The 19,047-nt window shown below is 39.6% G+C and carries 19 protein-coding genes; 2 read left to right on the top strand and 17 right to left on the bottom strand.

What is annotated here, in order from left to right:
• Window positions 1-397 precede the first annotated feature (397 nt).
• Window positions 398-751, top strand: a complete 354-nt coding sequence (locus HT723_RS08110; protein ID WP_001227347.1) for a helix-turn-helix transcriptional regulator — start codon at window positions 398-400, stop codon at window positions 749-751.
• A 59-nt stretch (window positions 752-810) separates the two neighbouring features.
• On the opposite strand, the gene HT723_RS08115 is transcribed toward HT723_RS08110, so the two are convergent.
• The 16 genes from HT723_RS08115 to budA form a co-directional block, all read right to left on the bottom strand.
• Window positions 811-978: a cysteine-rich KTR domain-containing protein gene (locus tag HT723_RS08115; protein WP_000336323.1), complete on the bottom strand. Its 168-nt coding sequence runs from the start codon at window positions 976-978 to the stop codon at window positions 811-813.
• Window positions 979-1,096: 118 nt separating this feature from the next.
• Window positions 1,097-3,016: a tetracycline resistance ribosomal protection protein Tet(M) gene (gene tet(M) / locus HT723_RS08120; RefSeq protein WP_000691736.1), complete on the bottom strand. Its 1,920-nt coding sequence runs from the start codon at window positions 3,014-3,016 to the stop codon at window positions 1,097-1,099.
• 251 nt (window positions 3,017-3,267) lie between these two features.
• Complete coding sequence (locus tag HT723_RS08125; RefSeq protein ID WP_001224319.1) at window positions 3,268-4,200, bottom strand: conjugal transfer protein; 933 nt, start codon at window positions 4,198-4,200, stop codon at window positions 3,268-3,270.
• Window positions 4,197-5,198, bottom strand: coding sequence for a bifunctional lysozyme/C40 family peptidase (locus tag HT723_RS08130; protein ID WP_000769868.1), 1,002 nt, complete (start codon window positions 5,196-5,198; stop codon window positions 4,197-4,199). Before HT723_RS08130 ends, HT723_RS08125 begins: the two co-directional genes overlap by 4 nt.
• Window positions 5,195-7,372, bottom strand: a complete 2,178-nt coding sequence (locus HT723_RS08135; protein ID WP_000804748.1) for a membrane protein — start codon at window positions 7,370-7,372, stop codon at window positions 5,195-5,197. Before HT723_RS08135 ends, HT723_RS08130 begins: the two co-directional genes overlap by 4 nt.
• A gap of 2 nt (window positions 7,373-7,374) precedes the next feature.
• Window positions 7,375-9,822: an ATP-binding protein gene (locus tag HT723_RS08140; protein WP_000331160.1), complete on the bottom strand. Its 2,448-nt coding sequence runs from the start codon at window positions 9,820-9,822 to the stop codon at window positions 7,375-7,377.
• Window positions 9,806-10,198 (bottom strand): conjugal transfer protein, encoded by a 393-nt coding sequence (locus tag HT723_RS08145; protein WP_000723888.1) that lies wholly within the window; start codon window positions 10,196-10,198, stop codon window positions 9,806-9,808. The genes HT723_RS08140 and HT723_RS08145 overlap by 17 nt, the downstream gene beginning before the upstream one ends.
• Window positions 10,199-10,286: 88 nt before the next feature.
• Entirely contained in the window at window positions 10,287-10,784 is a 498-nt protein-coding gene (locus HT723_RS08150; protein ID WP_000342539.1) for an antirestriction protein ArdA, read from the bottom strand.
• Between the two features lie 116 nt (window positions 10,785-10,900).
• The gene (locus HT723_RS08155; RefSeq protein ID WP_001009056.1) at window positions 10,901-11,122 is read right to left on the bottom strand and encodes a hypothetical protein; all 222 of its coding nucleotides are present in this window, start codon (window positions 11,120-11,122) and stop codon (window positions 10,901-10,903) included.
• Window positions 11,123-11,164: 42 nt separating this feature from the next.
• A complete protein-coding gene (gene mobT, locus HT723_RS08160; protein ID WP_172935008.1) occupies window positions 11,165-12,370 on the bottom strand; it encodes a MobT family relaxase in 1,206 nt (401 codons plus the stop codon).
• 22 nt (window positions 12,371-12,392) lie between these two features.
• Window positions 12,393-12,545 (bottom strand): hypothetical protein, encoded by a 153-nt coding sequence (locus tag HT723_RS08165; protein WP_000879507.1) that lies wholly within the window; start codon window positions 12,543-12,545, stop codon window positions 12,393-12,395.
• A 2-nt stretch (window positions 12,546-12,547) separates the two neighbouring features.
• Window positions 12,548-13,933: an FtsK/SpoIIIE domain-containing protein gene (locus tag HT723_RS08170; RefSeq protein ID WP_000813488.1), complete on the bottom strand. Its 1,386-nt coding sequence runs from the start codon at window positions 13,931-13,933 to the stop codon at window positions 12,548-12,550.
• Window positions 13,934-13,961: 28 nt separating this feature from the next.
• Window positions 13,962-14,348, bottom strand: coding sequence for a YdcP family protein (locus tag HT723_RS08175; RefSeq protein WP_000985015.1), 387 nt, complete (start codon window positions 14,346-14,348; stop codon window positions 13,962-13,964).
• 15 nt (window positions 14,349-14,363) lie between these two features.
• Window positions 14,364-14,678 (bottom strand): YdcP family protein, encoded by a 315-nt coding sequence (locus HT723_RS08180; RefSeq protein ID WP_000420682.1) that lies wholly within the window; start codon window positions 14,676-14,678, stop codon window positions 14,364-14,366.
• 365 nt (window positions 14,679-15,043) lie between these two features.
• On the bottom strand, window positions 15,044-15,796 hold the full coding sequence (locus HT723_RS08185; RefSeq protein ID WP_172935009.1) for a YhfC family glutamic-type intramembrane protease: 753 nt from the start codon (window positions 15,794-15,796) through the stop codon (window positions 15,044-15,046).
• A 9-nt stretch (window positions 15,797-15,805) separates the two neighbouring features.
• The gene (gene budA, locus HT723_RS08190; RefSeq protein ID WP_172928955.1) at window positions 15,806-16,537 is read right to left on the bottom strand and encodes an acetolactate decarboxylase; all 732 of its coding nucleotides are present in this window, start codon (window positions 16,535-16,537) and stop codon (window positions 15,806-15,808) included.
• Window positions 16,538-16,782: 245 nt separating this feature from the next.
• On the opposite strand from budA, the gene HT723_RS08195 reads away from it, so the two are divergent.
• On the top strand, window positions 16,783-18,054 hold the full coding sequence (locus HT723_RS08195; protein ID WP_000744852.1) for a PLP-dependent aminotransferase family protein: 1,272 nt from the start codon (window positions 16,783-16,785) through the stop codon (window positions 18,052-18,054).
• A 19-nt stretch (window positions 18,055-18,073) separates the two neighbouring features.
• On the opposite strand, the gene HT723_RS08200 is transcribed toward HT723_RS08195, so the two are convergent.
• The gene (locus tag HT723_RS08200) at window positions 18,074-18,889 is read right to left on the bottom strand and encodes an ABC transporter substrate-binding protein (protein ID WP_050261700.1); all 816 of its coding nucleotides are present in this window, start codon (window positions 18,887-18,889) and stop codon (window positions 18,074-18,076) included.
• Window positions 18,890-19,047 lie beyond the last annotated feature (158 nt).

Here is a 19,047-nt window from a genome sequence, read left to right on the forward strand (position 1 = left end):
AAACTTTGTAAAAAAGTTCTGAATAGCCAAAAAAGCATATAAACAGATTTATTTCTCTGTTTACATGCTTCTGTTATTCTATCTATATGATTTATAAAACCACATTGGTGGACGTACTTATCTATTGCAGATAGACGACTTTTTTTGACAAGAACCCAATGTAAGGAAATTTATTGTATATGATGTACTTCATGGCGACGTTGACCTCCAACAAACCGCCATTTGGAAGTAATATACAATATTTTAACAGCGTAAATAGCACTACCATATAACGGTTTTTTTTATTGGCGTTTAGTAGTGCTTTTTATTAAATATAAACCTATAAACCATATAACACGTTTTTCTATACCTGTTTTTAATTCAGTAGGAACAATAAAATGTATAGAGGTGGTCTACTATGCGTAAAAAAGAAGATAAATATGATTTTAGAGCCTTTGGTTTAGCCATTAAAGAAGCTCGATTGAAACGAGGTTTAACTCGTGAACAAGTGGGAGCATTGATTGAAATTGACCCACGGTACTTAACTAATATTGAAAATAAAGGGCAACACCCCAGCATACAAGTTCTTTATGACCTTGTATCGTTACTTCATGTTTCCGTTGATGAATTTTTCTTACCTGCTAATAACTTGGTAAAAAGCACCCGACGATTACAGATAGAGAAATACATGGATAGCTTTACAGACAAAGAACTATCCTTAATGGAATCTTTAGCCAGCGGTATCAACGAAGCAAGAAACATCGAAGACTAATTAAAAGAATCCATACATAACGGAAAGAGCCGATAAAATGAGATTGTATTAATCTCATTTTATCGGCTCTGCGTCTTTGCGTCTGGCTCTGTAATCACAGTTACTTTGAACTGCTTTATTTCAATTAAATTTTCTTGTCTGCATTTCGGACAATAGAGGGGGAATTTTTTTAATTCAGTATCTTCCCTTATCTTTAATCGTGTTTTATTTCCACATACAGGACACAATATCCACTTGTAGTTTATAATAACTATCTCCTCCTTTACACTTTAATTCAAATCTTTATTAAAAAATATTTCATCTTATTTAACAAGAAACCATATTTATATAACAACATAAAATACACTAAGTTATTTTATTGAACATATATCGTACTTTATCTATCCGACTATTTGGACGACGGGGCTGGCAAACAGGTTCACCGGTAGTAACATGGTACCCTTTTAACTCTGTTAAACAAACACTACGTCCATTTGTAAAGAAAGTTAAATCACTACGATATTCTTGAATACACCGAGCAGGGATTTCTCCACTAAGAATGACCTCATTATTTTTCAATTGAGTGTCTACGATGTTCGCACAATATTTAGGAGCATCGTTGTATGCTCGTGAAAGATATTCCTGTGGCGCATAAATTTTAAAACTAAGATATGGCTCTAACAATTCTGTTCCAGCTTTTTTTAAGACTTGTTCCAATACAATAGGAGCAAGCATCCGAAAATCTGCTGGGGTACTAACAGGGCTATAGTATAAGCCATACTTAAAACAGATTTTACAGTCCGTCACATTCCAACCATACAATCCTTGTTCACAGCCATAGCGTATCCCTTCCATAACTGCATTTTGAAATGATTGATTTAAGTATCCAAGAGAAACCGAGCTCTCATACTGCATTCCACTTCCCAACGGAAGCGGTGATACAGATAAACCAATGGAAGCCCAGAAAGGATTTGGCGGCACTTCGATGTGAATGGTATATTCTGCATTTTTTAACGGTCTCTCCATATAAATGACTGTAGGCTCTTTTAGTTCTATCTCCACATGATACTTTTCTTGCAACAGTGCACTAATCACTTCCATTTGTACTTTCCCTAAGAAAGAAAGTATAATTTCATGTGTCGTAGAATCCACGTAATATCGTAGAAGCGGATCACTATCTGAGATTTCCAAAAGGGCATCAAGCAACATTTCTCTCTGTTCAGGTTTACTCGGTTCAACAGTTGTTTGTAGTAGAGGGTGCGGATTTTCAATCTTTTTTCTCTGTGGCAATAGTTTTGTATCTCCAAGAACACTATTTAACTTCAAAAACTCATTTTGCAAAATAACAATTTCTCCAGAATAAGCTCTATCAATCTTACATAATTCACCATTTATTGAAGTATACATTTCTGTAACTTTTATTTTTTCTTTTTCTGATACTCTAACCGAATCTCGTAAATGTAGTACTCCACTATAAAGGCGTATATATGCAAGACGTTGTCTTTTTTTTGTATATTCAATTTTGAAAACATTTCCGCAAAGTTCAGACGGACCTCGATGTGTTGATGAATAAAATTTATTAGTAATAACTTCTATAAGGTTATCAATCCCTATATTACTTTTTGCACTTCCATGATAAAGAGGGAACAGAGAACAATTCTGAAATCTTATGCTTTCCTCTTGTTCGAGTTCCAATGCTTCTAATGATTTACCGGACATATATTTCTCTAAAAGGTCATCGTTTCCCTCTATTACCGTATCCCATTGTTCAGATTCGGTAAAGTTCGTCACACACATATTAGGATACAGTTCTACCTTCTGTTTGATTACAATTTCGGCAGAAAGTTTCTCTTTAATATCCTGATAAACCGTTGATAAATCAATTCCATTTTGGTCAATCTTATTGATAAAAAAGATTGTGGGAATCCCCATTTTCCTAAGTGCATGAAATAATATACGAGTTTGTGCTTGTACGCCATCTTTTGCAGAAATCAGTAGAATTGCCCCATCTAAAACTGATAATGAACGATATACTTCTGCTAAGAAATCCATATGTCCTGGCGTGTCTATGATGTTCACCTTCGTATTTTCCCACTGAAAAGAGGTTATTCCTGTCTGAATTGTAATTCCTCTCTGACGTTCTAAAAGCGTATTATCCGTCCTCGTTGTACCTTTGTCCACGCTTCCTAATTCTGTAATCGCTCCACTGTTATATAATAAGCTTTCTGTTAAGGTAGTTTTTCCTGCATCAACATGAGCTAAAACTCCAATATTAATAATTTTCATGTGATTTTCCTCCATTCAAAAACCCAAAAGGGCATAAAAAACTAAGCCCTCCTAAAAAAGGACATCTAATTATTTGTTCCCGCTATCAAATTGACAGTTTATTTAAGAATACCTTGCCGCATATTTATTAACTCCTTTTAAATAGTCACTTAAATAATAGCACGTAAGAGCATATTTGTAAAGGAATCTCCAATTTTTTATCAAAAAGAGTACATGATTACAAAGTATCTGTAATCATGTACCAATATTTGTTATTTTACAATCTTCCAATTACTCCCGTTCTTTTCAAGTACCAAATCAAATTGAGATACCTGCGTTGCTTTGGTCTGCTGGTCGATATACTCCACTGTCAGCGATACCGTGACTTGATTATCCTTACGATTGTGAATAGGATTTACCAGTTCTTGAAAGATGTACTCTTTTCCGATTGGTTTTAATATCCCGTCATTCACATAGTAGGAAAGTTCACTGGCTGTCGCTGTAGGATAGAGCTTGAAGAACGTCGTTAAAAACTCATTGATTTCATTGGTTGTAATGGAATCAACCGTCCCCTCACTTTCAATGGCTTTTGGTTTATAACTTGATTTCTTAGGTATGTTGGTAATGGTCGGATTCTTAACCAGTACCATATTTCCAGAACCATCTACATAGACACTCACTATATAAGCAGAGTGGACGGTCTTTGTATTTTCTCCCTCTGTAATGAGCTGGTCTACACTGTAGGTTACATTAAACTCATTGTCGCCAGTTGGCTCTACCGTCCATATCTGAAATCCTCTTACAGAAGACGATACAGGAATATCTTTGCGTACTGTATCAACATTGAGAGCTTGAAGTTCATCTGTCAGATAGCCTTTTAGACTTTCCATTCGATTATCAATGGACTTATCGGATTGCTCCCATGAATAGTAGACTTTCGCAAAGTTCTCTACAAAATTTTCTACATGATGAGTATCAACGTATTCCTTTTCTATGATAGTTGTTTCGTGAATAGTATGAGTATCTATAGCTGTAAAGTGCTTGAATATCGCAAAGCTGAAACTAAGCCCTAAAAGTACCCACAAGGCAATCACAACCTTTTTATGAGGATTGACCTTATAGACACGAGGTTTCTTTTCCTTTGGTATCTGTTTTTCTTTATTCTGATTTTTTCTAAATTTCATCATTAAATCTTCCTTTCTCATTGTTTGATTCGTCCTGCTCCCACTAAATGCTGTTGCCAGTAGGGGCTTGTTAAGTCGGCATAACCGATTGGGTCGCCTGCATGAAACATACGGTTATTGCCAAGGTATATCCCAACATGAGTAATATAAGAGCCAGCGTTATAGGTAGAATGAAAGAAAACCAAATCGCCAGCTTGTGCTTCCGATAGTGGGATATGCTGGGTCACATCATATTGCTGTTGTGCGGTTCGTGGTAAGTTAATTCCAGCTTTTCCATACGTCCATTGTGTCAGTCCGCTACAATCAAAAGAAGTAGTCGGGGAAGCTCCACCGTAAACGTATCGCCAGCCCTCATATTTCAGTGCTTCGTCCATGATGGCTTGTACCGTATCATCATCAAACTCTGTTGTGACAAGATACTGCGTTACCAGTTGCACATAAAACATATTGCCATAGTTGTATCGCCAGCCCCCATTGATAGGTATGGCTATGGGATTGGGGTAAGACACTTTTTCGCCACCTGAATACTCTTTTGAGAAACTTTGAGCCAGTTCAAAGGTATATTTATTTCCACGATTAGCCACATACCCTAAGAAACCACCACCATAATTGTAGGACTGGATAACCGATTCTAAATCTACACTGAGCCTTTCGCTACTGGCTAATAATTCACTGAAATACTTCACACCTTGCTTAATGGATTCTTCTGTACTCAATGAATTAGGTGGAAGACCGAGGGATTCCGAGGACTGCATAACATCTTCCGCAGTACCGCCCGATTCCACCTGTATAATCGCAAGAAGTATGTTGACATATTCTTCAACGCCATATTCTTTGGCATATTTTTCTACCATAGGCTTATGAGCCAGCACTTCTGCGGAAACATTCACACCTCCATAATGAATATTGGAAATTCCGCTGTCCTGTTCATCTGAAAATAAAATGGCAACAAACAGAAGCAGTGAGAAGACCATCAAGAATAATCCAGAACCACCAATCACTAAAGTTTTCAACTTCATGGTTTCTTACCGACTTTCTTAATGGTGGCGGTTTTGATTGGTGGTCTACTTCTTGTATTTTGTAGTGGTACTCTTTGAACAGTAGACGGACGTTCTTTTGTGATTGGACGTTGTGAAGTTCTATCTGCTGTAGTGGTTGAAGTTGCTGGCTTTTGAACGGTTTTTTCTTGAACGGTATTGCCTTGGCGTTCCACTTTTGGACTTGAAAAATCGGACTTAACTGCTGGACGCTCTTGTTTGGCTTGTTGAGATTCCTTATATGAAGTCTGAATATTAGACTGTTTTGAGGTCTGTTCATCATGATATTGTTCTTGTCTTGTAGTCGGTCTTTCATGAACAGAAGAAGCAGGCTGTTTTTTCTGTTTGACCTGTTCCATTTCAGAGCGACGCTTCGCAATGGTTTTTCGCCTTTGTTCCTGCTGTTCCTTGCGTCCACTGGCTCTGTCCGCTTTGGTTTGAGAAATACTACTGGTTAAATCACGGACATTCTCTTTTACTTTGGATTTTCCTTGATATACTGCATATCTTGCATTGGTCGGCAAATCTTTAACCTGTTCTTTCAAACCACTAGCAGTGTCTACCATTCTGTCTTTGGTATCAGCTACTGTACCGATGGTTTGACCGATACGTTTTCCAAGTGTTGATTTTTCCTTTCCGTCTGGTCGGGAGTGATCTGCTTGTGTCCTTGCAGAACTCCCCGAACCCGACTGTCCTTTTTTACCTGTAACAATGGCAGACCCAGCCCCTAGAGTAGTCATGGAACGTCCAAGTTTCCGCTGTAGACGGTGCATGTGAGCGTGCATAAGCATACGAGGTTTTCTCATCACACGACTTCCCACACTTTGAGAATCGTTACTCTGTAGAGAAAACATACTCATTAAATCGCCCAGCTTGAAGTAGATTCCTGCAAAGGTCACAATCTGTAGAAAAGCAATCAAAAAGAACGGATAACCAGCCGATAAGGTATAGAGCATGGTTGAAATACTAAATGCTGTCGTAATAATCAATGTGATTCCAGCTCGTGTCAAAATGGTATTAAAGAGCTTTGTTATGGCTCGTTTTGACATACCATCAAATGATGGAATCATGCTTAAAATAAAGCTCACAGGCAGAAACATAGCATAGATGATAAAAAGTACCTGCGAGAAAATCATGATTCCTGTTAATAGGAATACAAATATGGAAATCCCAATATTGAAGACAAATAGGAAGAAGACTGTACCTAAACGGTTAATGGTCTTTGTAATGGTTAGATTGGTATTGCTTCTGTCTTCAATTTCTTCCGCAACAATTTTTTCTCTGTCTTCGCCATTGTTGGAATCTGGGCTGGTGGAGAGCAGGCTTTCCACACGGTCAATACCGATACTTTCAATGTCTGAACTGTTGTATTGAAGCAGTAGCCACGGTTGCTGAACCTGTATGGAAAACAGGCTATCTCTGATTAAGTCCACGCTGTCCTTGCCTTGACTATCGGAATGGGGCATGACAATCTTCGTGCCAAGTGATAAACTGGCATTACTGATGTCTGATGAAAAGTCATTGATTTTTTTAATGTAGTCGGGAGCGTAGGCAATAAAGGAAGCCGATAGGATAAACACCAGCACAAAATTCATAATGGCATGAATTGCCTTTGTGGTTTCTCTCTTTATCAGTCCCGTATAGGCAACATAAACCCCAAGAACCAAAATCAAGAGTAAGAGGAATCCAACATAGAAACCCTCTGTTGAAAATCCGTTTGCACTCACACCAGCTAAGGTCTGCATATTCTTACCAATGGAATCTGCTGTAGCGGAAATGAAGTCTAAGGAATAGGCTTCCTGTACTAAGTAACCTGTCGCATTGGAAACATACAAACTGATTGTCCAAATAAAATTGGTAATGGCATATAGTCCATACATGACCTGTTTTCCAATCCCGTCCGACCAGTTCCACGGAAGCCAGCCCCAGCTATTATCCACATAAAAATCCAGTTGATAGTTTTCAAGTGGGTATCGGCTGTATTCATTTGCCACATTGACCGTATCATCTACCAAGCCCGCAGCTTGAACCACCGTTCCCAGCATGGCTAAAAGAAAAATGGCAATCACAAGTGTGAAAGCCACTGTCATTGCCACTTTACCTAGACGTTTCAGCGTCCAGTTTGATTTTATTCTGTTTACTATTGATGGTTTCACATTTACACCTCTTTTCGCACAGGTGGTCTGGTATCAAAGGCATGGAGCAGTTCTTCAAATACAGGGTGGAACTGTATCACACCGACACGACCATATAAATCACTGATAAGGCATTGCCCGTTTTCCAAATCACGCAATCGCTTCTGATTGTTTTCGTCCTCTGGGTCTACACCAAAAAAGGCTAAGGTCTTTTTAATCTCGTTAAGGTCAGTGGAACGAAATGCAAATTTTAAGCCGAGGTTATTTTTCAGTTTTTCATCTAAGAGGTCGTCTGTATTTTGGGTCACGAAATATACCCCAGCGTTCATAGCACGACCAGCCCGAACCAGCTTCATAGATAGTGTTTTTCCTTGTGCTACCTGTAAAAAGCTCCATGCTTCGTCTAAATCTACAATCTTGAAAATGCTTCGGTCTGTATGGATAAAGTCTAAAGCAAAGGTACTAATGACAATCAGCATAGCAACGGATAAAAGCTCCATAGTGGTATATTCCTCAAAGGAAGTTTCCTTGTCGGGAAGTACCAAGTCCGCAACCTGTATAATGTTCAGTTGTTTTTCTAAGCTGATAGACTGCTCCACATAACCATTACTGAATAATAAATGTGCAAAGTCATAGTCTGTAAAACTTTCGATATGGTCGGCTATACTGGTACTTAGTGGCGTATTCTCAACCCGTAATTCCTCAATCACTTTCATCAACCCTCGTACTTCACTATTGGTTACTGCACGAATGGCTTTTCTAAGGATTGGGAAGCGTTCCCCATCACGAGAGGAAATCCCCGTAAGGAATGTCAGAATATCAATAGCCAGTGATTCAGAATCTTTGGGATTTTTCATAATCACATAAGGGTCAAGTAAGCCTTTGTTTTTCTCATCAGAAGTCAGAGTGACGATATTGATTTCATGGGAAATCTCTGGCAAGGTTTCTTTCCATCTGCCACGTTCTGCTTTTGGGTCTACAATCACTGCTTGTGCCCCATAAAGCACCGCATAATAGACGATAAGGTTATTCGCAAAGGATTTACCACCACCCAGCGAACCAACAAAAGCCGACGCTAACGCATTGGTTACTGAACCCTTAACCCCTTGACTGGCAAGAGCAGGTTTCAGATAGACATTGCGTCCAGTATCTAAGCTGTAGCCAACATAAATCCCCTCATTTTCCCCCAGCATTTGAGTAGCACCAAAACCTAAACCAGCGAGGAAATCAGAGGTCACGTATTGAATATAATCATTCATATAACGCTTGCTGGCAGGTAAAAATTCTTCATGTAAGCCGAGCATATCCCCAAATGGTCGTACCAGTTTTACGCTTAAATCGTCATAAAAATCTTTCACTTCATTACAACGACGTTTGAGTTCGTCAAGATCATTTGCTGATACCCTTACCACATAAGACAGCTTGTACATAGATTCCTTGCTTTGGTCTAAATTGGTTTCCAGCTCATTCACACTTTCCAGAGCTTCCGCCACATTGGAGCTGGTTTCATTATCACTTTGCCAAGCGTGGTTATCCAAGTCTTTCAGTTCTTTCTTTTTATTGCGGACAGTAGATAGGGCTTTACGATTCGCTACAATTTCCACATTCATTGACGTATCAATCGGGAATGTAAATTGCTGTTGCTGGTAGTAGAAGATTTCAGAGGACGGGAAGTCCAGTTCTCCGACAATGCTGTTAATGGTAAAGTAAGCTACATAGACGGTTTCATCTTCCTGCTGGATTTTCAAATATCGCTGTTTTTCTTCCACCAAACAGCGAGTAGGCTTAATCAAGTCATAGTATTTAATCAGCGTTTCATTATCCAGCTTTTTCTTTGATAGATGGTACTCATACTCTTCATAGGCAGTGCCTGTCTGTCCGTAAAGGTGTTCAATCAGATAGCCGAAGTCGTCCTTATCTAACCTGCGGATTTTGAAACGACGAGAGATTTTATTTTCTAAGAGCTTTTCCATCTTCTGAAAACGCAGGATTTCATCATTACTCATACTAACAAAATCGCCCATCAGCTTATGGTTCACATCATAGACAAAATCAGACAAAGCATTTTTTGCTTCAACGGTAAGACTTTTCATAGAAAACTCCTGATCGTTGAGAAGCAACTTAAAGCCGATAAAGAAACGGTAGTTCACTTGATTTTCGCCAATCATGGATATTAAAGCGTCTGTCTGTTGGTCGATTTTGTCATAGGCAACCGCTTTGAGCTTGCCAGTGACTTCATTTTTGGAACGCTCTTGTGCAGAACGTATGCTGGATTCTGTACTGATTTGTAAAGCATGAATTTTGCCATCACGATTTTGTGCGATAAGCTGTCTGAAAGAATCATGCACTTGTATTTTCTGTTCTGGACTTAGAAATGAGTAATTGTAAGGAACAAGCTCATAGTAAGCATAACATTCCCCGTCTTTATTCCAGACGAGATTGTTTTCAATGTATTTAATTGGATATGCCATAAAATTCACTCCTAACTGCTGTAATGGCTTCTTGTGGCTGGTTTCTGCCAAGCGTTACTTTTTTTCCTGCATAGGTCAGCTTTGGTCGCAGTGCATAAGCAATGACAGACTTCAAAAATCCATAAGGCTTTTTACCATCAAAAGTTTTTGTAGACATAAACCATGTGAAAGCCACAGGAATCCCAAAGTATTTGAGAAATGCTCCCTCTATCATGGAAAGAGGGGGCAAGTTGCCAAGTATCATCACTGCAAAGAGTGACACGACAAACCATGTCATTTGCGTAAAGGTTATGGGAAACGGAAGTCTAAAATCATTGATAGAATACAGTACCTTTTCCACAGACCAGATACTGGTATAGCTTCGTATTTTCTTCATGTAATCAATCCTTTCATAAAAAATAGGGGTAGCTGATTGAGCCACCCCGTAAAATAGAAAATCTGCCAGTAGTAATGTACCGACAGATTTAATAGACGATTTCAAAAATCCCATGATTGGTTGAGATAAACGTTCCTGAAAGGTCTAAATCCCGACCATAGGCTTGATAATCAATATAGTTTTGAAGACTAGCTGGTACTTCGCCTAAAGCACCCGTTTCTTCAATGTAGTAGCGTGCCACGTCATACATATCATCACAATCGGAATGAATGATAATATCCTCTTGATGTTCGCTTAGTTCTTCAATGCTTGAAAAATGAGTGAGCAGAGCAGATAGCTCCGATTGTAATTCTTCGGGTAATTCCGATACCATTTCCCATAGTCGATTGAGTTCGCCAATGGAAGTGTATTCGTCAACCGTAAAGGGTAACTCGTAGTCATGAATGGCGTATTCCTCATATTCATCATTCAAGCCGATTTTCTCTTTGACTTCCTCAAAGTCAATGGGAAAGGTAAACCACGCACCGACCAATTCGCCCTCATTGTATTTGCCTAAATTCGCAATATAGACTTGCATATCGTCCATATATTCACGTCCTTTCTTTGTAGAGATTCAAAAATCCCTACCGCACTTCGTTTGGTGTACCATTCCTTTGCGGAACATAAGAAAACCACTTATATTCCACAAAAGAACGGTTTTATTTAAGCACCAATAATGCGATTGAATAGCTCTAGTAAAATGTCTTTTACTCCAGCAGCGTTGAAGACTAAGCCAACCGCAATAATCGCAATAATTAAAAAGCCAATCAGTTTGCTAAACTCACGCTTGAAGCCAAGATACAAGCCAATCACAACGATTGCTAAAAGCACCAGTGATTGAGCGTTTGATAGAAACCAGTTATAAAGGTTTTGTCCAAAATTCATAAAAATGTTCTCCTCTCTATATTCAATGAATTTGTATTTGAGTTATTTTTTTGTTGTTATCACGTTCTGTTCTTTTACTGACTGTTGCTTCAAAATCTGCTTGTGTCGGTCTGTCAGTTTCGCATGGTCGAGAATGTCTTTTACAACCTGCGTCTGGTTGATTTCATCAAGTTTAATCGCAACCTTTAAGGTCGGGGCAACTTGATGAGATAGCCAGTTCAGCGTCCTTTGGAAGGAGTAAGGCTCTGGTTTTGTGGTTAGTTTTAATCGTTCACGATTGTTCCCAATAAACCAAGCCCATTCTTCATTCAGTTTCCAATCAGAACGAGGTTTGGAATCGTCTTTATCTACAAAACGGATATACCGATTGATAATTTTAAAGGCGGTATGCTCTGGATTGTCATAGACGAGTAAATCACGGACTGCATAATAGGCACGCTCATTTTTCAATCGAATCTCAAAACGGTTTTTTACTTCTGCGTCTTCAATGGGAATATCATTTTTCTTGTACTGCTCGTAGTCCTTTTCATAGATACAGAAATAAACTTCACTTTGTAATGAACCGATATAGAGGGTGTTTCCCATACATTCCTTTTCCTCTTTGCGTACCAGTTCGCCACTGCGATAGCTTTTAAAACTGCGGAAGACGGAGATACATTCTTCCTGTTGGCACTTTTCAGTGAGTACAGGGATATTTAAAATCCCTGTCTTATCGTTAATGGCAAGGTCAAGGCGTTTCATCACACCGCCAGCCACCAAAACGTCCATAAAGAACTCATACCAGCTTCTTTGTTGTGCCAGAAGATAGCTTTCAAATTGTCTGCACCCACGACCTTTCAATTCCACCAGAACTCCTTTGTCCAGTTCATGGGAGCAAAGGACGAATATGTCGCCTAAAGCATAATGCTCTGAATAAGAATAGAAACCATAGTCCTCATGAAGAAAATAGGACAGTTTCAGTTGTAAGATGTTTTCGACCACCTGCTGTACGTCTGTTGTCGGAAAGCGAATTCTTACATAATCAAACAGCATTTCAAGGGGAGCGTCGGGATTGAAGCGTTCCAGAGCTTCCCAAAGGGACTGCTGTAAATCCTCTGATGGCTTGACTTTTCCTGTTTCAATATCGCTTAGATACTGCCTTGTAATACCAGTCGCAACAGCTAAACGGTTTTGAGATAGTCCATAAGCCAAGCGTTTTTCTTTTAAATGCTGTAACCAAGTTTGTTCATTCAGTAAAAATCCCTCCAATCAAAAAGGCGTATGTCAACTTTTAAAGCCCATTTGACATACGCTGAAATTTTGTAAATCCCTTGTAACCAAAGGATTTTCTAATGTTTTTTTGACTGTTTCCTGTCGATTTGTACCCCCCTGTTAGATACGGGGGGTTAAGTGCTGGCGTGGCTATTGCCACACCAGCCAGCAAGATCAGTCCACACCTGCGACTTCCGCTTCGCACGTCGCCTGCGTGGACTGTCTGCTGTTGGATAACTTTTTAATTTCCTCCAAGAAATCATATCCTTTTGGTACAAGGGGAGTATAAAACTCTGATATGACACTTGTTCCTACATCAACATAGCCACGACCTTTGATTCGCTTTAAGAAGAAATCCTTTTGTACGTCACTGCCAAACATCATGCCATAGCCCATTTCAGACATACGACCTAAAGCCACTCTGAAATTAAACTGATCACGGATTCCGTCGCCTAAATATTTTGCGTCTGGACGTTGACAAGCCAGTATTAGAAAGAAGCCAGCTTGACGACCTAACATGACAATCTGTTTCAGCTTATTCATAACTGCGGTGTTTTCTTTTGTTCCCAGCATTTCCATGAAAGCGACGTATTCATCAAAGATTAAGAAGTGTGCCGGGAGACCTAAGTAAGCATAATTTTTGCCAGTCTTATAGTTCTTCATCTGCTTCATTTCCTCACTACGTTTCATCATTTCTTCATAGAATGTTTCAATGCAAGAAAGCAAGTCTTCTTTTCTATAGTAGACATTTGCCATCACAGAACCTAAGTCCGCAAGATCAGCATTTTTCGGGTCAAGAATATACAGTTTTGAATCTGTATGAAGCAAGGCTTCAATCAGTGTCAGTATAAAGTAAGTTTTACCGCCACCTGTACCACCAGCAATCAACATATGAGGGAGCTTATCATATTCCCACCATACGTTTTTCATTAAGCGAAGTTTACCATCTTTAGCTTCTACTTCATCAATAGAAATACGACTGGCTATGGTGTCATAGAGCAAAGTATATTCCACATAGGAATCCTTTAACTCTTTATCCGTCAGCTCACAGTACAAGCCACTCTCTAATTTCTTTTCCAAGTGTAAGAGTTGGTCTTGATATTTTCCCAGCGTGATTTCCACCCGTATCTGTATCAAGCCATTTTTAAGTCGATAATACATTTTAGGGAAGTAGGTTATCTTTTCCTTTGTACGACCAGCACTATCTTTAAAGAAACCCTCTGTTTTGACCTGTTCAGATTCATACCACTTGTTTTCAAGTATCATCTTTGCCAGTTTTTGACGGTGGTAAAGTTGTTTAACCGTATCATAGCGAACCCGTTTGAATACAAACGCTACCAGCAAGCAGATAAGAATTGCGACACTGAAACTGATAATTAAATAGGGAATGTCAATCTTATCTGCTTGTGATAGGTTAAAATCCTGCCAGTTGATCTGCTGGATTGTCTTCACATGAAACAGTCCGACAACCAGCAGGAAAACAGGCAGGAGTGACGCTATCGTAAAATGAAAGACTAAATCTTTACCAGATGGGCGAATCCTTTTACCACGCTGTTTCATGCGAAAAAGTCTCCTTTCTACCTAGCGACTATTTGTCTTGTGTCGGTTCTTTCTTTGCTTGTGGTTGAGCTTTGAATGAACTAGAATCCTTTGTCAGCACAATATCGTCTGCCTTGATATACCAGTCAACATCTGCTCCTTGATAGGTGGCAGTAGCAACGGTGTCCGCAATGGGATTGATAAGTTCCACCCGTGCGTTATAATCAAACTCTTTCAAAGGCACGCTGGCAGGAATACTTACTTGAATCATGCGTCCTTGTCCTTTGGATTTTAAGTCATAGGTACGTTCCTTGATTTCATCTGAAACCGACCCGTCTTCATTTTGGATTCTCACTTCACGACGTAGAGCAGAGAATTTCAATTCTCCAAAAGTCGTGTCTTTATCTAATACAATGCCATTTGCTAATCTCATCATTTTTCCTCTCTTTCTTTATTCTTTTATCATGTCGTCAGCATGTAAAAGGTAATTTGTAAAACCACGAGTGCCGATTTTGTAGCCCTCTGCGGTAATACGTGGATTGACTAACTTCACACGTTCCTCAAAGCCGAAATGTTTTTCGCCAGCTTCAGCAGGAAGCACCACCACAATATCATCTGCTCTTTGAACATCAGAATAGAGATTATAGCTTCTTGATAAGACAGTTAGCCGTCCGTTGATTCTTCGCTGAACGACTTTATCCTCGCCAGCAAATTCTAAATTGCCGAATGTTTTTTCCATGTTGGGAATCACAAATTTAAGTTCCATATTTTTACCTATCCTTTCTTTTTTATTGGCTGAATGAATGTTTGATGGTCTTAAAGAGTGGGGAACGACCTTTTGATTCTTGATTTTTTGTTTTCATAAGTTCACTTCCTTTCAAAATCGGGTAAAAAAATAGACACCTCATTTTTTGAAGTGTCTACCTATTAAATATTCAAATTTTATTGGAAGTATCTTTATATCTTCACTTTTCAAGGATAAATCGTCGTATCAAAGCTCATTCATAAGTAGTAAATTAGTAGTAAATTGAGTGGTTTTGACCTTGATAAAGTGTGATAAGTCCAGTTTTTATGCGGATAACTAGATTTTTATGCTATTTTTGAAGAGAAAAAGAGGTTTCCCCCTTTTTCTTATGATTTTTTGCAAAAGATAGCCTTTGTTCCATAGGCAAGCAGAACAAGTTCAAGTGCTAGGACAACTTCAACCAAGACTGGATTGGTCAACCAACCAACTTGGGCAAGAGATGGTGCCAGGTCAAAGAAGGCATGTAGGCCATAGGCCGCTAGGAGATAAATCCATTTCTTCTGGCGAACAGCTTGGTAAACCCAAACAGTCAAGAGTAATTGGAAACCAAGCGCCAAGATTCTCTCAAAACCAAGCAAATAAATCTGCCAGACTGATAGCGACTGAATGGTTTTCAACATATTTTCAGACAGTAATTGCATGACCTGTGGATCCTGCGTTTGAACCGCCGAAAGCACGATGTAGAGATTGAGTAAACTAGCAAGGCCTAGGAAAATTAATTCCAAACCACCATGCCCTAACCCATAGGCCAAGGCGTCTGCCTTTTCCAAACTTCTCTTTTTCTCCAACCATTTGAAGAAAACAAGACGAGCAGTTTCCTCAAAAAATGCTGCCATGGCTAGGCCATAGATGATATAGACAATTGGATGATCTTGCAAGAGGGCAATACTACCGTCTTTTTGAGGATGCAAAACTAAGATATGCACCAGTTTTTCCAAAATCTGTGAAGAGACAAAGAAGGCTACGGCCCCCAAGCCCAAAACAGCTAAATTAATCTTATATTTCTTTTTGGAATACCAAATGCTCCCTATCAAGAAAGCCAGTAACAGCACCATGGTAATGATAATATGAATGGTCATTTTCTTCTCCTATTCTGCCTTTTCAATATCTTTTTTCATCTCGTCAACATTGAACTTAGCAAACAAGTATTGACGGTCTTGGACTGGGAAACGTTGGTCCAACTGGTCAATAGCTCCCACCTCGATAATGCCTTCCTTGATAACAAAGTCCATAACATGCCCACCGAAGGTCAAATCATCTGAGATAAAATGTAGATGATATCCTGCCAAACTGACCCCATTGAAAATCTCTGGCGTCCAGAAACCAACGATGGTTCCTGCCACATTGTCACGACTATATTCAGGTTGATGGGTTGCGACATCAGCAAACTTGGTATCTGGTGCCGACTTAGGAATCATGCGCACATGCATATGTGAAAATTCCCCACGAATCTTGATAGAGCGGAAAAGATTTTCCCCGTCATAATAAGACTCAATCCGTTCTTCCAATTCCTTGTCTGTCATCTCAAAGCGCTGGCGGAAAATGACCTCTGCCTGATGTGGTACTACTGCTGCGTAAGGAATAAGGGCATCTGGTGATACTTCTACAATTTCCGGTTGCTCTCCTGAGCCTTTGGCTTGATAAGCCTTGCCATCCAAGACAATCAATTCCCCATCAATGGAATCCAAGGTTCCCAAACCAAGGTCTCCATGCTCTAGCAATTCTCCTACTGTCATGGTCCCACCATAAAGGCCAGCCATCAAGGCTCCAAGGGTATTGTATTGAAATAATTTCACTGGTTCCTGCACGTTCTTAACCATTCTCTTTCTTGTTTGTTATACTCAATGAAAATCAAAAAGCAAACTAGGAAGCGAGCCGCAGGCTGNNATATCTACGGCAAGGCGAAGCTGACGTGGTTTGAAGAGATTTTCGAAGAGTATTATTCTATAAATCTTACTCCTAAGTATACCACATTTGCTCTTAGATGTGAACGAGAGAAACACCCTAGATATTGCCAAGAAGGAAAAAAAAGGGTACAATGTAACAAAATCAAGGGAGGTCTGGAATGAAGAAACAAAGCAAGTACCAAGAGGTCGTTTCCTATCTGAAAAATGGTATCGAGTCTGGACGCTTTCCGACGGGAAGTCGCCTGCCTTCTATCCGTCAACTAAGCCTTGACTTTCACTGTAGCAAGGACACCGTTCAGCGCGCCCTGCTGGAATTACGGCACGAACAATACCTCTATGCCAAGCCCCAGAGTGGCTACTATGTCCTAGAACAAGGGCAACACCAAGACCTCGAAATCGAGGTTACGGATGAACACGCCAGCGCCTATGACGATTTCCGACTCTGTGTCAATGAAACTTTGATTGGCCGGGAAAACTACCTCTTCAACTACTATGAAAATCAAGAAGGTTTAGAAGACTTAAGACAATCCATTCACCAACTCCTCTTTGACCAAGCCCTCTACTGCAAGGCTGACCAACTGGTACTGACTTCTGGAACCCAACAAGCCTTGTTTATCCTTTCTCAAATTTCCTTCCCTAGCCAAGCCAAGGAAATCTTGGTGGAACAACCGACCTACCATCGAATGAATCGCCTCTTGATTGCTCAGGGTCTGGACTATCAAACGATTGAACGAGGCATTGATGGGATTGACTTGAAGGAACTGGAAGGCCACTTCAAAACAGGAAAAATTAAGTTTTTCTATACCATTCCTCGATTTCACTATCCTCTAGGCCATTCCTATTCTGAGCAGGACAAACGAGCTATTCTTGACTTAGCAGCCAAGTATGATGTCTATATCGTAGAGGACGATTATCTGGGTGATTTGGACTCCAAGAAGGGCCAAACCTTCCACTATCTTGATACAGAGGAGCGTGTCATTTATATCAAGTCCTTCTCGACCAGCCTCTTTCCAGCCCTTCGTATTACAGCACTCATTCTTCCAAATGCTATCAAAGAAGCATTTGTGGCCTACAAAAATATCCTAGACTACGACAGCAACCTCATCATGCAAAAGGCCTTATCACTCTATATCGATAGTCAATTGTTTGAGAAAAATCGTCTGACTCGCTTGAATAATCAAGAAACTTACCAAAAACAAATCAAGGAAAGACTAGCTTACAGCCCCTGTCCTCTTCCTCATTTTCCTCTTCACGATGGTTTATTGCTAGACCTGAGACAGTATCCTAAAATCGCCAATCTCAAACACAGTCAACTAGGCTTGGACTTCTTTGAAGAGGCCTATTTAAGCACCTGTCCTTATCAATTTGCCAAGGTGTCCCTAGACAATCTGGAAAAGGTTTTAAACTATTTAAAAGCAGAATTGGAATGACATCCAACTCTGCTTTTTCTTATTCTTCAACTTCAGTTAGACTTGCTGCTTTTTCAAGATAGCTTTGGTAAGTTCCTTCATCCTTGAGTTTTTGGATGACCTTGTCTACCACTTCTCTCAAATCATCACTATTTTTTCTAAGAGCAACGGCATTGGCGTCGCCGTCCTTCATCTTCAAGCTGACAATTGCGACAGCTAAGTCAGCGTTTTTAGCAGCATAACTAAGTGCAACAGGCTCATCCATATGAACAGCATCTACTTTTCCAACCTGCAATTCATTGACTGCTTCACCCATATTAGTTAGGGAAGTTAATTGAGCTTTTGGCAATTGTTCCTTGACCATTGATTCTGGAACAGTCCCTTTTTGAGCCGCAATATTAGCACTTTCAAGGCTAGTTAAATCCTTGTATTTTTCTACATCAGCCTTACGAACCAAGAAACTAATCTTGTTTTCATAGTAAGGGATTGAAAAATCAAAGACTTCTTTTCTCTCGTCAGTAGCGCTAATTCCCGCAACTGCCAGGTCAGCCTTACCTGTTTGAAGACTGGTCAAAACATTGTCAAAACTCATGCTTGAGATTTCCAACTTAACCCCAAGTTCATCAGCGATAGCCTGAGCCATGTCGATGTCTGCACCGACTACCTGGTTCTTTCCATCAACCAATGATTGAAATTCAAAGGGTGCATAGTCAGGACTGGTTGCCACAACTAATTTCCCCTTTTGCTTAATGGCCTCAACAGCTGACTGAGAACCATTAGAACCTGACTGGCAAGCTACTAAGAAGAAACTTGCAAGAAAATTACATAAAACAAATATCCATTTTTTTGATTTCATAAATAAACAACCCCTCTGTTAATTTTGTATAATTATAACGATATCTAAGTTGCTTGTCAAGTGTTTTCTTGCATTTTCATAAAATATATTTACTAAAAAATAGAAGCCAAATTTCAAGTTCAAGTTAGCCATGAAGAATAAATTCTCTGGGTGATTTG

This window comes from Streptococcus sp. 2106 (assembly GCF_013277315.1).
Taxonomy (GTDB): domain Bacteria; phylum Bacillota; class Bacilli; order Lactobacillales; family Streptococcaceae; genus Streptococcus; species Streptococcus pseudopneumoniae.

What these genes read in the sequence shown, in the direction of transcription:
- HT723_RS08130 (WP_000769868.1), bottom strand. Translation starts at nt 5,198, where the DNA reads ATGAAGTTGAAAACTTTAGTGATTGGTGGTTCTGGATTATTCTTGATG.
- HT723_RS08155 (WP_001009056.1), bottom strand. Translation starts at nt 11,122, where the DNA reads ATGAATTTTGGACAAAACCTTTATAACTGGTTTCTATCAAACGCTCAA.
- HT723_RS08185 (WP_172935009.1), bottom strand. Translation starts at nt 15,796, where the DNA reads ATGACCATTCATATTATCATTACCATGGTGCTGTTACTGGCTTTCTTG.
- HT723_RS08145 (WP_000723888.1), bottom strand. Translation starts at nt 10,198, where the DNA reads ATGAAGAAAATACGAAGCTATACCAGTATCTGGTCTGTGGAAAAGGTA.
- HT723_RS08125 (WP_001224319.1), bottom strand. Translation starts at nt 4,200, where the DNA reads ATGAGAAAGGAAGATTTAATGATGAAATTTAGAAAAAATCAGAATAAA.
- budA (WP_172928955.1), bottom strand. Translation starts at nt 16,537, where the DNA reads ATGGTTAAGAACGTGCAGGAACCAGTGAAATTATTTCAATACAATACC.
- HT723_RS08195 (WP_000744852.1), top strand. Translation starts at nt 16,783, where the DNA reads ATGAAGAAACAAAGCAAGTACCAAGAGGTCGTTTCCTATCTGAAAAAT.
- HT723_RS08200 (WP_050261700.1), bottom strand. Translation starts at nt 18,889, where the DNA reads ATGAAATCAAAAAAATGGATATTTGTTTTATGTAATTTTCTTGCAAGT.
- HT723_RS08150 (WP_000342539.1), bottom strand. Translation starts at nt 10,784, where the DNA reads ATGGACGATATGCAAGTCTATATTGCGAATTTAGGCAAATACAATGAG.
- HT723_RS08140 (WP_000331160.1), bottom strand. Translation starts at nt 9,822, where the DNA reads ATGGCATATCCAATTAAATACATTGAAAACAATCTCGTCTGGAATAAA.
- HT723_RS08175 (WP_000985015.1), bottom strand. Translation starts at nt 14,348, where the DNA reads ATGATGAGATTAGCAAATGGCATTGTATTAGATAAAGACACGACTTTT.
- HT723_RS08180 (WP_000420682.1), bottom strand. Translation starts at nt 14,678, where the DNA reads ATGGAACTTAAATTTGTGATTCCCAACATGGAAAAAACATTCGGCAAT.
- HT723_RS08170 (WP_000813488.1), bottom strand. Translation starts at nt 13,933, where the DNA reads ATGAAACAGCGTGGTAAAAGGATTCGCCCATCTGGTAAAGATTTAGTC.
- HT723_RS08110 (WP_001227347.1), top strand. Translation starts at nt 398, where the DNA reads ATGCGTAAAAAAGAAGATAAATATGATTTTAGAGCCTTTGGTTTAGCC.